We start from the raw sequence: 12,582 nt of genomic DNA, 5'->3' as shown, positions 1-12,582 counted from the left end.
TGTTTAAACACAACCACCGGGGATTTTGGCTTTGGAAAAACTTGTAAAGTTTGATAAATTTATATCTGTCAATCAGAAGCTGCTGATCGAGGTGAAAGTGGGGGACTACCCGGGGATATTCGATTCCCGTATTGAAGATGTCTCTCACAAGGAGCATATCATGGTGTCTATGCCCACAAGCAAGGGCAGAACGGTACCTTTGGCTCCCAACACCCGTCTGCATGTGTCATATGTTATGGACATGGGCAGGTTCACCTTTAAAAGCATAGTGCTTGACAGACTGAAAAGCGGCACCATGATGCTTTTGAAAATTGCATATCCTGATGCCGTGTTCCGAGAGGAACTCAGAGCTTTTTTCCGTGTTGACACCCGTTTAAGTATTAAGGCTACGGTTCCTGTGAAAAAGGACGATATATGGCTGGAGAAGCTTGTTGAGGCAAAGGTTACAGATATGTCCGGCGGCGGGCTTAAGATGTTTACCGACATTCCCGTTGCAAAAGATGCTACAATAGAAATATTTTTTATGGGACACATAGAGAAGCTGGATCAGGTCAAGGCGCAGGTGATGCGCTGCCGCTCTGTTGAAGGCAAATTTGAAATAGGCGTTAAGTTTGTGGATCTGCACCAGACGGACAGAGACAGAATAATAAAATACGTCTTCAAACGTCAGGTGGAGCAGCGAAAGCTGCTAGGTTAGGAGGGGGTTTTATGGCATTTAACAGCGAAATGATAATTTTCGGCGAAAAGAATGTTGAAGTTCTCTACCCCATGCACGAAATAGACTCATACAACGGGGATGAGATGAAAACCCATATCCGTTCCAATATGGACGGGTCAGACGCCGTTATCATAAACTGTTCCCGGGTGACATATCTGAACAGCAGCGGTCTGCGCGAGCTTATCCAGATACTTAAAAATATGAGAGAGCTGAACAAACCGCTCTATCTTACTGCCGTGAATGAAGAGATCATGAAGGTTTTTAAAAGCACTAACCTGAACAGACTTTTCAACATACACGAAAACAACGACGACGCTATGCGTTATATCATCTAAAAAATTACAGAGTGTATCTTGACCGAAAAATTCTATATCGATTCCCACTGTCTTCAAGGACTTAAAGATTTCGCCGTGTCCATGGGCTTTGAAAAATTCCGCGGCGAACAGATATATAAATGGGCGCATAACCGCGGCAGTGAGAATATCGCTGAAATGACAGACCTTTCCGCTGCTATCCGACAGAAACTTGCGGACATTGCCGTGTTTACCGTTATGGAAGTAGTGGCGGCACAGCGTTCGGAGCAGGACGGCTCAGTAAAAGTGCTTTTCAGACTGGAAGACGGCGAACACATCGAATCGGTGATCCTTAACGACGGAAAACGCTATACCGCGTGTATTTCGTCACAGGTAGGCTGCCGGATGGGGTGTGCATTCTGTTCAACCGCCTCAATGGGACTTAAGCGCAACCTGACAGTTGGTGAGATTCTGAAACAGGTTAAACGCCTTAACGAGATACTGGCGGAGCAGGATGAAAAGCTTACCAATCTTGTTTTTATGGGGATGGGCGAGCCGCTGGATAATACAGATAACGTTCTGGAAGCGCTCACTGTGCTTCTTGACGACAATGGATACGGATTTTCACACAGAAAGATAACAGTTTCCACCTGCGGAGTGACCGACAGCATAAAAAAACTGTTTTCCATAGACACGCCGGTGAACCTTGCTGTTTCCATCAACGCATCCACACAGGAAAAAAGAAAGGGCATCATGCCCATATCCAATAAATTCCCACTTGCCGAGCTTGTGAAGACACTGAAAGAACTGCCTATTCAGAAACGCAAAAGCGTGACCATCGAATATGTGCTTCTTAAAGGCGTCAACGACAGTATTGAGGACGCGCAAAACCTTGCGAAACTCCTCAAAGGTCTTGATAGGCTCAAGGTAAATCTTATATTGTACAACGCCGGTGCTGATAAAGAGTTTAAAGCGCCTGACCAAAAAGATGCTTTAAAGTTTCAGCAATATCTGATAAATAACAGGATAGGCGTTTTCATCAGGAAGAGCCTCGGAAGTGATATTGACGGAGCCTGCGGTCAGCTGCGGGCGAACTACACGAAAAAAGGTGGGAAAGATGGCGGAAAAACTCCTTGAAGAGGGTATGACCGCTCCCGATTTCAGCCTTGAAGGCGACGACGGGAACACATACAGCCTTGCATCATTCAAAGGTAAAAAGCTGGTTCTGTATTTCTATCCGAAAGACAACACCTCCGGCTGTACGAAGGAAGCGATAGCCTTTACTCAGGTTAAGGATGAATTCGGCGGTAAAAATGCCGTTATCGTAGGCGTCAGCCCCGACAGCATAAAGAGTCACCAGAATTTCAAAACGAAACATTCTCTGAACTTCCTTCTTTTAAGCGACCCCGATCGCTCCGTTGCCGCGGCATACGGCGCATACGGCGAGAAGAAGATGTACGGTAAAGCCGTTATGGGTATAATACGTTCTACGTTTGTGATTGGCGAAAACGGTAAACTGGAAAAAGCGTTCCGCAATGTAAAAGTTGACGGACACGCGGAAAAAGTGATGTGTGTACTTTGATGAGTAACGAAAAATTTGAAGATAAACTGAAAAAACTGGAAGAGATAGTTGAGCGGCTGGAAAGCGGCGAAGTCGAGATTGAAGAGAACCTTAAACTCTTTCAGGAGGGCATGAGGCTGGGCAAGGAATGCCGCAAAATGCTTGACGATATCGAGTCCAAGGTCAGCAGGGTGCTTTCGGCAGAGGGCGACGAAGTTAAAACGGAGCAGTTTGATGAGCCGCTTTGATATGAAAGGCTACCTCGGTTTCTGGGGCGGCAAAGTTGAGGAATTCTTTGAAAGCTATATGCAGCCGCACGACCCACATACGAAAAATCTTATGCAGGCAATGCGCTACAGCCTTTTCGCAGGCGGAAAGCGGATCCGTCCGGCTCTGGTTTATTCGGCATACGGCATATTCGAGGGGTATTTTGATAAAGTAACCCCGTTTGCGTCGGCGGTTGAGATGCTCCATACTTATTCGCTGATACACGACGACCTTCCCGCCATGGACGACGACGATTTCCGCAGGGGGAAACCAACTAACCATAAAGTGTTCGGCGAAGCCACCGCTATCCTCGCTGGTGACGGACTGCTTACGAAGGCTTTTGAGGTTATGTGCGACAAAAAGCTGAACCCGGACGTTACGCCAGAACAGATGCTTGAGGCGGCTTTTAAGCTTGCCGACGCAACAGGCGACAAGGGGATGGTCGGCGGACAGATAGCCGATATGGAAGCGGAAAACGGCATATTTGACGGAGCGGCGGTGGATTTCATTCATAGCCACAAAACGTCCAGACTGCTTGCATACTGCTGTGAACTGGGTGCTATACTCGGTTTCGGCACCGAAGACGATAAAAAGCGTCTCTATGAATATGGAATGCGTATCGGACTGGCGTTTCAGATAGTTGACGATATCCTTGACATTACCTCCACAACGGAGGAACTTGGAAAGGACGCAGGAAGCGACGTTGAGAACGGAAAGGCGACATACCCAGCTGTTCACGGTATCGAGGATTCCCACCGCAAAGCAGAACTGCTCATTGAAGAGGCTTTGCAGATAATCTCCGTTTATGGAAGCACGGCAGACCCATGCCGTGAGATTGCCAAATTTATAATTGAGAGAAAAAATTAATATATGGCACTGCTTGACAGACTGAATCTCCCGTCTGAGCTTAAAACGTTGAGCTATGAACAGCTTGACGAACTTGCTCAGGATGTGCGGGACAAAATAATAAAAACCTGCTCGGTTTCCGGCGGGCACCTTGCGCCGAGCCTCGGTGTTGTGGAACTCACAATCGGGCTTATGAAAGTGTTTGATCCGGAAAACGACCGCATAGTGTGGGATGTGGGACACCAGTCCTATGCCTACAAAATACTTACCGACAGAAAAGACAGATTCTGTTCTCTTCGGCAGTATAAAGGCATATCAGGCTTCATAAAACCATCCGAATCCAAATATGACGCGTTCGGAGTGGGACACACCAGTACATCCATATCTGCCGGACTGGGTATGCACGTTGCCGACGAGCTGACAGGCAGAAAACGCAAGGTCGTCTCAGTTATAGGCGACGGTGCTATGACCGCAGGGATGGCTTTCGAGGCGCTGAACAACCTCGGACATCTGGATAAGAACATGATAGTGGTGCTGAACGACAACGAGATGTCCATCAGCCCCAACGTAGGCGGATTTTCACATTATCTGTCGAACATGATGACGGGTAAATTCTATACAAGGGTGCGCAAGGACGTTCAGGAATACCTTGCCACAAAACCCCTCGGAAACAGAATTCTCCATCTTGCCAAAAAGATGGAAGAGGGGATGGTGGGCTTCTTCACCCCCGGGATACTGTTTGAAGAACTCGGACTTCGCTATGTCGGTCCCGTTCAGGGACATAAGATAAAAGAGGTCGTGCGCGCTCTGGAAAACGCGCAGAACGTTGACGGACCTGTACTTGTGCATGTCATGACCCGCAAGGGAAACGGCTATGCTCCGGCGGAGGCGAACCCGTCAAAATTCCATGGCGTCGCTTCGTTTGACATCTCCACAGGCAAATCCGTAAAACTCGGCGGAAAGAAATCTTTCACTGATATTTTCGGCGAAACACTTCTGGAACTGGCGGAAAAGAACCCGCGGATTGTTGCCGTAAGTGCCGCTATGAAGGACGGAACGGGGCTTAACCTCATGGAGGCAAAATTCCCCGACAGGGTCTTTGATGTCGGTATCGCGGAACAGCATGCTGTGACGTTTGCCGCGGGAATGGCTATCTCAGGCATAAAGCCTTTTGTCGCAATATACTCCACGTTTGCCCAGAGGGCTTACGACCAGATAATACACGATGTCGCACTGCAAAACCTTCCCGTTGTCCTTTGTCTGGACAGGGGCGGACTTGTGGGTGCAGACGGACCCACACACCACGGCGCGTATGATATTTCATACCTGCGTACGGTGCCTAATTTCACAGTTATGCTTCCCAAAGACGGTCATGAACTTGAAGCCATGCTCAGAATGGCGGAAAAAACGGATACGCCCGTGTCCATCCGCTATGCAAGGGGCGAGGCTGGCAGTTATGACGAAATACCCGTTACGCCTGTTGAACTCGGCGAGCCGGAAATAATCGGCAGCGGCAAAGACGTTGTGATCTATTCGGCGGGGCATATCTTCGACGAAGCTTATAAAGTCTATAACTCGCTTGCCGAAAAAGGTATTTCGGCAACTCTGGTAAACATCCGTTTCCTGAAACCTCTCAATAAGGACAAAATAGCCGATGCTGCACTCGGTGCCAAATTGGTTGTCACTGTTGAGGAAGGAAGCGTTAAAGGCGGAGCGGGTGACGAGATAGCCGACATACTGATGGAAAAGGGCGTACTCGTTAAAATACTCAAACACGGAATCCCCGATCTGTTTGTCGAACACGGCGATCACAACAGCCTCAGAAAGCTTATACAGCTTGATGCTGAAAGCATTCTGGACAATATCGTTAAACATATCTGACAATGCAGAAACCCAAAAAGGATCGCATTGACAATCTTCTGATTCAGCTTGATCTGGCGGAGACAACGGACGAGGCGGCGAGATTTGTTATGGCAGGTCTTGTGGTTGTTGACGACCACAGGGCAGATAAACCGGGACAGATGTTTCCTGTCGACAGCGTTGTAAGACTGAAAGCTCACAATAAATTCGCCAGCCGCGGCGGGCTCAAGCTTGAGAAGGCGGCGGACGAATTCCTGATAGATTTCAAAGACAAAACAGTAATAGATATAGGCGCATCCACAGGCGGTTTCACCGACGTGGCTCTTAATGCGGGAGCGGCGAAAATATTTGCCGTGGATACCGGAAAAGGACAGCTTGACCCGCGTCTGGCACGCGACGAACGAGTGACGGTTCTTGACGCCACAAACTTCAGAATAATTCCATATGAGACCATAGGCGCAAAGGCGGATATTTTCGTATGCGACGTTTCATTCATTTCGCTTTCAATGATAATTCCCGCCTGCGTACAGTTCTGCAAAGAAGATTCCGAGGCGGTGTTTCTCATCAAACCGCAGTTTGAGGCGGAGAGGAACGAGGTCGGCAGAGGCGGTATAGTATTTGACAGGTCTGTGCATGAAAGAGTGATTAGTCAGGTAATCACATGGGGCGCGGAGAGCGGATTCACGTTTTTCGGGCTTTGCACTTCGCCCATAAAAGGTGCCAAAGGAAATATTGAATATCTCGTATATTTTCGGTACAATGTTCAATTAGATGAACCGGATATCCAAAGCATCGTCAGCAGGGTGGTGTATGAAAACCATAGCTATAGTCGCCAAACCCCACGGTGACAGGGTTCGCCCGCTTCTGGAGGAGATGATCTCCTTTCTGACAGAGCGCGGCGTTACGATTTTGAAAGAGAAACGCACAGCGGAAGTGCTGGGCGAGAAAGTATATAACACCGACAATGAGATAAGGGAAAAATCCGACCTTGTTGTGGTGCTTGGCGGTGACGGAACGCTCATCTCAGCAGTCCGCATACTCGGTATGAAAGAAACGCCCATACTCGGTGTAAACCTCGGCAGGCTCGGTTTCCTTACCGAAACTAGGGCATCGGATGCTCTTGCCACTCTGAAATCCGTTCTGGACGGCGATTACAGGCTGGAAAGACGGATGAAGCTCCATTCACACCTTCTGGAAGAGGACGAAAAAGTCCTTGAGATAGACGTGCTGAATGACCTTGTGATAAACAAGTCAGACGTGGCGCGTATCATTGAAATGTCTTTATACATCAATAAAGTTCTTGTTAACGAATACAGAGCCGACGGGCTTATAGTGGCGACCCCGACAGGTTCCACTGCATACAGCCTTGCCGCGGGCGGTCCCATTGTTCATCCCAGTCTTGAGACCATGGTGATAACACCCATCTGTCCGCAGGGGCTTTCAAACAGACCGATCGTGATTTCAGACGACAGCGAAGTCGAGATCCGCATAAAAACCGGAAACGAAAAGGTTTCAATTACTTTTGACGGTCAGATATACCGCCAGCTTGATACGGAAAAGACCATAACCGTGAAGAAAGCCAGCACATGCACACAGCTTATAGTGCCGAAGGATAAGAACTATTACGCTCTTATCCGCGAAAAGCTCGGCTGGGGCGGTGTTCAGTGCTGAGTATGCTTCGGGTTGAAAACCTTTCAGTGATAGAATCCGTTTCAGTGGAGTTCACCGACGGGCTGAATATCATCACAGGTGAGACCGGAGCAGGCAAATCTGTATTCATAGGCGCTTTGAGCCTTGTTCTGGGAGCGAGATTCAGCAGGACGCTCTTCCGCGACCCCGAAAAGAAGATAACCGTCGAGGCGGAATTCTTAGGTGCTCAGGATGTTCCGCAGGAGCTTGCTGAACAGTTTGAAACAGAGGACGGCATAATAATCCGCCGCGAGATAGACAAAGCAGGCAAGAACAGAATATTCATCAACGGGCGCATGGCAACCGTTGAACAGCTGAGGGAGATTACAGCTTCCTTCTGCGATATACACGGACAGCACGAACATCAGCAGCTTCTGGACAGCGCAACTCATATGGGCTTCATCGACAGCCTTGTTCCGCAGGAGCCGAAAGATGCATATGCCGAGTGTTACGGCGGCTACAGGGAACTTGTTTCCCGAATAGCGAAGATAAAGGCGGACAGACAGCTTTTCCTCCGCGAAAAGGATATGCTTGAGTTTCAGATAGGCGAAATAGACGAACTTAAGATAAACCCGGACGATGATTCCAGAATAGACGACAGGATAAACGTTCTTTCAAACCTTTCAAAAATACTTGAGAACTCAACGAAGTCTTTACAGCTTCTCCGCGACGGTGAGGTGAACGCTTACGAGCTTGTTACCTCGGCGGCGGCGGCTTTGAACGGCATCTCCAAATACAGCGAAACAATTAGTAAGGCGGCTGATCAGTTGTCAGAGATGACATATCTGCTCAATGATATCATGGCGAATATCGAATCAGTTGCGGACGCTTCCGACACTGACCCCGACGAACTGGACAGGCTTGTGGACAGAAAATACAAGCTCCAGAACCTTATGAAAAAGTACGGTCCTGAGCTTTCGGATGTATGCGCGTTTGCTGATAAGGTCAGAAGCAGACTTACGGAGATGGAATTTTCCGAAGACAGTCTGGGCAAGCTTGAAAAAGAGCTTGGAGCTTTGAGAAAAACGCTTGAGGCAAAAGCTGAAATATTGAACAAAGCGCGCCGCAAAGCGGCAGACATGATTGAAATATCAATAGTTGAAAATTTAAATGAACTGGAACTGAAAAACTCTGTCTTTAAAGTAGTATTTGAAAATACTGAGGATATGGATGCGTCCGCAGGGCTGAAGGCGGAATTCCATATCAGCACCAACAGAGGTTTTGAACCGGGACCTATTCAGAAGGTTGCGTCAGGCGGTGAAATTTCCCGCGTGATGCTCGCTATGAAAGAGGTTTTTGCCGAAAAAGACAGGGTGCAGACCCTTGTTTTTGACGAGATCGACACCGGAATAAGCGGGAAAACTGCCAAGCAGGTCGCTGTTAAGCTGAAAAAAGTGGCAAACGCCAGACAGGTGATTGTTATTACACACCTGCCTGTTGTAGCATGTGCGGGGAGAAAACATCTGCATATCACCAAGGCAGCCGACACCGGACTTGCCAGAACAGAGATAAACGAGATAGACGGGAATACACGCCTTGCAGTACTGGCGCAGATGATAGCCGGAAACGACACACCGTCCGCTGTGCAGCAGGCAAGGGAGATGATAGAGGATATGAAGGATGCTTGACACTTTCGTACAGTTTGTTCTGAACGCAGTGCATAACATGGGTTATGCCGGAATAGTAATCATGATGGCTCTTGAAAGCTCCTTTGTCCCTTTTCCCAGCGAAGTCGTTGTTCCGCCTGCGGGCTACCTTGCCGCGCAGGGAAAAATGAATATCTATCTTGTTGTCATAAGCGGTGTCACAGGCTCCATCATCGGGGCGCTTGTGAACTACTATCTTGCGGTGTTTATGGGCAGAGCGCTTCTGGTCAAATACGGCAGATATCTTTTTATGCCGGTTGAACGTCTTGATAAGATGGAGAATTATTTTAAAGTGCATGGGGAGATAACCACTTTTGTCGGTCGTCTCATTCCTGGTGTAAGACAGTATATCTCCTTTCCCGCAGGGCTTGCCAGCATGAATATGCCTAAGTTCATCTTCTTTACCTCTCTCGGTGCCGGAATATGGGTTGTTATCCTTGCCATCCTCGGATATTTCGTCGGAAACAATATTGAGCTAATCAAATCAAATTTGCATCCGATTACTATAATTACATTATGTGTCTTAACGGTTATTGTTATCCTTTATGTTATCTGGCACAAAAAAAGGAGGAAAAATGCAGCAGCGTAGGGTTTTACTTGTCTTTTTAATGCTATTGTTCACGGTTTTTTCAGCAAATGCTTCAGATAAAATACATAAGATTCAAACAGGCGAAAGTCTTTTTTCAATATTTTCAGATAAACTGTCAGCCGCAACAATTTTAAACCTTGAAAAAGAGATCAAAAGGGTTGTTCCCGATTTTACACTCAGAATAGGTACTATTGTCAAAATTAGCCCCGCTTCCGTTACAATCTCCCCCGACAGTCTGACAGATATTTCAGTTAATCTCCTTGATGATGATTTCAATCTTGAGGTGACTAATCACCCTGTGCATACTGTGACAACTATTGCCCACGGAGTGGTTGAATCCAGCCTTACCGATGCCATGGTGAAAGCCGGCGAGGGTATAGAGCTGGCTTTTATGCTTGCAGATATTTACGAGTGGGAGATTGACTTCTTCCATGCTCTTCGTAAGGGTGATTCCTTCTCTGTTCTGGTAGAAAAAAAGTTTGCCAAGGACAGATTCATCGGTTACGGAAAGATTCTTGCGGCAGATTTTGTGAATCAGGGACGTTTCCTTCGCGCACTCTATTATGAGTATAACGGAGTAAAAGGCTACTATGACGTTGATGGTAAATCACTCAAAAAAGGCTTCCTTAAGGCACCTCTCAAATTCACAAGAATATCATCAACATACACCGGAAAAAGACTCCACCCGGTTCTTAACAGATACATCCCGCACCACGGCGTTGATTACGCAGCTCCTGTTGGCACTCCCATACATGCAACATCAGACGGCGTTGTTCTGAACAGAGAATACAACCAGTTCAACGGCAACTATGTGAAGATACGCCACCTGAACGGGTATGAGACTCTTTATCTGCATCTTTCAAAATTTGCAAAGATAAGAAAAGGATCCAAGGTTTCACAAGGCTCTGTTATCGGTTATGTCGGTTCCACTGGTATATCAACCGGACCGCACCTTGACTACCGTATCAAGCAATATGGCAAGTTCCTCAATCCTCTGACGTTTACATCGCCCAACCTGAAATTGCCAAAATCACAAAGAACGGCTTTCAAAGAGGCTGTTAAACCGTTGGTTGCAAAGATAAACACAGCATACGGGCGTGACGTTCGTTTCACGCTTCTGCGAAATTCTCACATGCGAAGTGACGGAAGCTTGATGTAATTGCAAATGGCAAAGCCGGTCTTATGACCGGCTTTTTTGTTTCTTTATGAATGTGTTCAGCTTTTCTTTGATATCTTTAAAACCGAATTGAGACATACATGGGATTTCCGGCGATATTCTGCATGTGCTTTTCAGACATGGCTGACATTCCAGTCCCGCGTTGGCGTATGTGTGTTCCGGTGACGGGAATACCCAGTGCGGGGATGTGGAACCTATCACTATGAACGTGGGGACATTCTGTCCGGTGGCGATATGATGCGGTGCGGAATCGTTGCCGATGTGCAGTTTCGCTTTGCCTATCACTGCTATAAATTCCGAAAGATTTGTCTGGGGCATAAGAAAAACGTTTTTAGGCATTTGAGTAATTCTGTCTGTGATGTATTCTTTTTCGCCGGGACCGTATGTGATGAGAACCTTTGCGCTGTGCTCTTTTACAAGATATTCGGCAGTATCCATGAAATGCTCAAACTTCCAGCGTCTTGTGTCCCTTTTATGTGTTGGCGACATTGTCACCAGAAAGTCGGAATGTGATATGCCGAAAGATTTCAGTATCTCTTCCGCACTTGCCGAAGCCGATGCAGATGGAAAAACTTCCGGTTTTGCATTGAGCTTTGAAGGGTCGAAGTTTTTTATGAAGGGTGCTGTAAGGGAGAGTTTTATAACTCCAGGGCATCCGTCATAAACTTTCACCGGAGTGTTATAGAAAAATTTGCGGGGCGAATTGCCGTAGCATACCTTATATTTTGCTCCGCTCAAAAAGGTAATATAAGCCGTTCTGGGGTTATTGTGAAAGTCCAGAATCGCGTCGTATCTGTTGCCGCGCACCTCTTTAATGATCCGCGCCATCTCTCTTATTCCGCCTTTACGCTCAGTGGTCAGTATGTTTCTTATGTTCGGATTGTTTTCCACAACAGGTCTGTTCGCCTTAAACGTCAGGAAATCTATCTCTGCGTCGGGATAATATTTTTTCAGTTCTCTGGGAATATGTGTGGTGAGAGCAACATCGCCAGTCTGATATAGCTGTATCAAAAGAAATTTCATTCCGCCTCCGATGAAGAGGAGAATATCAGATGAATAGAAAAATATGAAGTGAAAAGGTTATGCAGTCGGGGGACTTCAGGCTATTTCAAGCTTTTCTGGTTTAAGCCCCATTCCGTCACCAAGACCGAAAACATACCATTTAAGCTGTTCATCCGTAAGGTCGCTTGCGAGTGTGAAAACATCCGCTTCGTTCTGACCTTTCAGCACAAGATTATATGTCTCGCCGCCGGATTCCATCTTTTTTTCCAACAGCAGGGCAATTTTTGTTTCTTCAATATTCTTGTTAATGTGTCCCAGCACAGAACAAACATTACTCATGAATTCCATCGAAGGTCTCATTACTCACCTCTGTTTTTATATACTAATGTATCGGTTCATTTTTATCAATGTTTAGTGGGAAAAGATGTTTAGTGTAAAATTATTTTATGCTAGATTATGAGTAGGCTGATTTGCGGGGAGCGTATATGAGAATAGCTTTTGCACAAAGAAAGATACTTGGTCGCAACGGGGCATCCCGCATTATTGCTGAACAGATGCGCGTTTTCAGACAGTCTGGTCATGATGTTTATCTTTATAGTGCAAGATGTAATTCAGATCTCATTGATTCAGGTGTTCATACTAAAACTTTCTTTTCATTAATTCCCGGAAAGGAGAATAGAAGACGCGCTTACGCTGAAGGGTATGAAAAGTTCTGCCGCAAAAACAGGATAGATCTTTCTTTCGGCAACGGAGACACTTTTTATCAGGATGTACTCTTCATGCATAACATGCTGGAAACTGAAAATTGACCCTGTAAATAGTTTTGTGTAAGTGCCGTTTTACGCATTAGCCCTTTCGCCGTATTCCATGATGAAACGGTTCATGGCAGGCAGCCAGTCCCTCAGCGGCATAGTCCACTTCTTTGATGCCTGTT

General features: G+C 46.8%; 15 protein-coding genes. 13 read left to right on the top strand and 2 right to left on the bottom strand.

What is annotated here, in order from left to right:
* Positions 1–31 precede the first annotated feature (31 nt).
* The 12 genes from LRY47_RS07850 to LRY47_RS07795 are packed head-to-tail and all read left to right on the top strand — an operon-like array spanning position 32 to position 10,628.
* Positions 32–697, top strand: coding sequence for a flagellar brake protein (locus LRY47_RS07850; protein WP_295223950.1), 666 nt, complete (start codon positions 32–34; stop codon positions 695–697).
* 11 nt (positions 698–708) lie between these two features.
* Positions 709–1,053: an STAS domain-containing protein gene (locus tag LRY47_RS07845; RefSeq protein ID WP_295223947.1), complete on the top strand. Its 345-nt coding sequence runs from the start codon at positions 709–711 to the stop codon at positions 1,051–1,053.
* Between the two features lie 18 nt (positions 1,054–1,071).
* On the top strand, positions 1,072–2,148 hold the full coding sequence (rlmN, locus tag LRY47_RS07840; protein ID WP_295223944.1) for a 23S rRNA (adenine(2503)-C(2))-methyltransferase RlmN: 1,077 nt from the start codon (positions 1,072–1,074) through the stop codon (positions 2,146–2,148).
* Positions 2,129–2,593 carry a peroxiredoxin gene (locus tag LRY47_RS07835; protein WP_295223942.1) on the top strand — a complete coding sequence of 155 codons (465 nt, stop codon included), beginning with the start codon at positions 2,129–2,131 and terminating at the stop codon, positions 2,591–2,593. Before rlmN ends, LRY47_RS07835 begins: the two co-directional genes overlap by 20 nt.
* Positions 2,593–2,820, top strand: coding sequence for an exodeoxyribonuclease VII small subunit (gene xseB, locus LRY47_RS07830; RefSeq protein ID WP_295223940.1), 228 nt, complete (start codon positions 2,593–2,595; stop codon positions 2,818–2,820). The genes LRY47_RS07835 and xseB overlap by 1 nt, the downstream gene beginning before the upstream one ends.
* Positions 2,807–3,706: a polyprenyl synthetase family protein gene (locus LRY47_RS07825; protein ID WP_295223938.1), complete on the top strand. Its 900-nt coding sequence runs from the start codon at positions 2,807–2,809 to the stop codon at positions 3,704–3,706. Before xseB ends, LRY47_RS07825 begins: the two co-directional genes overlap by 14 nt.
* A gap of 3 nt (positions 3,707–3,709) precedes the next feature.
* Complete coding sequence (dxs, locus tag LRY47_RS07820; protein WP_295223936.1) at positions 3,710–5,566, top strand: 1-deoxy-D-xylulose-5-phosphate synthase; 1,857 nt, start codon at positions 3,710–3,712, stop codon at positions 5,564–5,566.
* Positions 5,567–5,568: 2 nt separating this feature from the next.
* Positions 5,569–6,393 (top strand): TlyA family RNA methyltransferase, encoded by an 825-nt coding sequence (locus LRY47_RS07815; RefSeq protein WP_295223933.1) that lies wholly within the window; start codon positions 5,569–5,571, stop codon positions 6,391–6,393.
* The gene (locus LRY47_RS07810; RefSeq protein ID WP_295223931.1) at positions 6,356–7,216 is read left to right on the top strand and encodes an NAD(+)/NADH kinase; all 861 of its coding nucleotides are present in this window, start codon (positions 6,356–6,358) and stop codon (positions 7,214–7,216) included. Before LRY47_RS07815 ends, LRY47_RS07810 begins: the two co-directional genes overlap by 38 nt.
* A 2-nt stretch (positions 7,217–7,218) precedes the next feature.
* A complete protein-coding gene (recN, locus tag LRY47_RS07805) occupies positions 7,219–8,862 on the top strand; it encodes a DNA repair protein RecN (protein WP_295224073.1) in 1,644 nt (547 codons plus the stop codon).
* Positions 8,855–9,469, top strand: coding sequence for a DedA family protein (locus LRY47_RS07800; protein ID WP_295223928.1), 615 nt, complete (start codon positions 8,855–8,857; stop codon positions 9,467–9,469). The genes recN and LRY47_RS07800 overlap by 8 nt, the downstream gene beginning before the upstream one ends.
* The gene (locus tag LRY47_RS07795; protein WP_295223925.1) at positions 9,456–10,628 is read left to right on the top strand and encodes a peptidoglycan DD-metalloendopeptidase family protein; all 1,173 of its coding nucleotides are present in this window, start codon (positions 9,456–9,458) and stop codon (positions 10,626–10,628) included. Before LRY47_RS07800 ends, LRY47_RS07795 begins: the two co-directional genes overlap by 14 nt.
* 21 nt (positions 10,629–10,649) lie before the next feature.
* Here LRY47_RS07795 and LRY47_RS07790 read toward each other — a convergent pair whose 3' ends face one another.
* Positions 10,650–11,669 (bottom strand): glycosyltransferase family 9 protein, encoded by a 1,020-nt coding sequence (locus LRY47_RS07790; protein ID WP_295223923.1) that lies wholly within the window; start codon positions 11,667–11,669, stop codon positions 10,650–10,652.
* Positions 11,670–11,744: 75 nt separating this feature from the next.
* Positions 11,745–12,008, bottom strand: coding sequence for a hypothetical protein (locus LRY47_RS07785; protein WP_295223922.1), 264 nt, complete (start codon positions 12,006–12,008; stop codon positions 11,745–11,747).
* Positions 12,009–12,133: 125 nt separating this feature from the next.
* Between LRY47_RS07785 and LRY47_RS07780 the strand changes: the two genes are divergently transcribed.
* A complete protein-coding gene (locus LRY47_RS07780; protein ID WP_295223921.1) occupies positions 12,134–12,457 on the top strand; it encodes a hypothetical protein in 324 nt (107 codons plus the stop codon).
* Positions 12,458–12,582: the final 125 nt, after the last annotated feature.

Origin of the sequence: Seleniivibrio sp. (assembly GCF_021209385.1) — a bacterium.
In the GTDB taxonomy this organism is placed as follows: Bacteria; Chrysiogenota; Deferribacteres; order Deferribacterales; family Geovibrionaceae; genus Seleniivibrio.
The sequence above is the reverse complement of the archived record's forward strand: the minus strand, read 5'-3'. Positions and strand labels throughout refer to the sequence as shown.

What these genes read in the sequence shown, in the direction of transcription:
- LRY47_RS07845 (WP_295223947.1), top strand. Translation starts at nt 709, where the DNA reads ATGGCATTTAACAGCGAAATGATAATTTTCGGCGAAAAGAATGTTGAA.
- LRY47_RS07835 (WP_295223942.1), top strand. Translation starts at nt 2,129, where the DNA reads ATGGCGGAAAAACTCCTTGAAGAGGGTATGACCGCTCCCGATTTCAGC.
- xseB (WP_295223940.1), top strand. Translation starts at nt 2,593, where the DNA reads ATGAGTAACGAAAAATTTGAAGATAAACTGAAAAAACTGGAAGAGATA.
- LRY47_RS07825 (WP_295223938.1), top strand. Translation starts at nt 2,807, where the DNA reads ATGAGCCGCTTTGATATGAAAGGCTACCTCGGTTTCTGGGGCGGCAAA.
- dxs (WP_295223936.1), top strand. Translation starts at nt 3,710, where the DNA reads ATGGCACTGCTTGACAGACTGAATCTCCCGTCTGAGCTTAAAACGTTG.
- LRY47_RS07815 (WP_295223933.1), top strand. Translation starts at nt 5,569, where the DNA reads ATGCAGAAACCCAAAAAGGATCGCATTGACAATCTTCTGATTCAGCTT.
- LRY47_RS07810 (WP_295223931.1), top strand. Translation starts at nt 6,356, where the DNA reads ATGAAAACCATAGCTATAGTCGCCAAACCCCACGGTGACAGGGTTCGC.
- recN (WP_295224073.1), top strand. Translation starts at nt 7,219, where the DNA reads ATGCTTCGGGTTGAAAACCTTTCAGTGATAGAATCCGTTTCAGTGGAG.
- LRY47_RS07800 (WP_295223928.1), top strand. Translation starts at nt 8,855, where the DNA reads ATGCTTGACACTTTCGTACAGTTTGTTCTGAACGCAGTGCATAACATG.
- LRY47_RS07795 (WP_295223925.1), top strand. Translation starts at nt 9,456, where the DNA reads ATGCAGCAGCGTAGGGTTTTACTTGTCTTTTTAATGCTATTGTTCACG.
- LRY47_RS07790 (WP_295223923.1), bottom strand. Translation starts at nt 11,669, where the DNA reads ATGAAATTTCTTTTGATACAGCTATATCAGACTGGCGATGTTGCTCTC.
- LRY47_RS07785 (WP_295223922.1), bottom strand. Translation starts at nt 12,008, where the DNA reads ATGAGACCTTCGATGGAATTCATGAGTAATGTTTGTTCTGTGCTGGGA.
- LRY47_RS07780 (WP_295223921.1), top strand. Translation starts at nt 12,134, where the DNA reads ATGAGAATAGCTTTTGCACAAAGAAAGATACTTGGTCGCAACGGGGCA.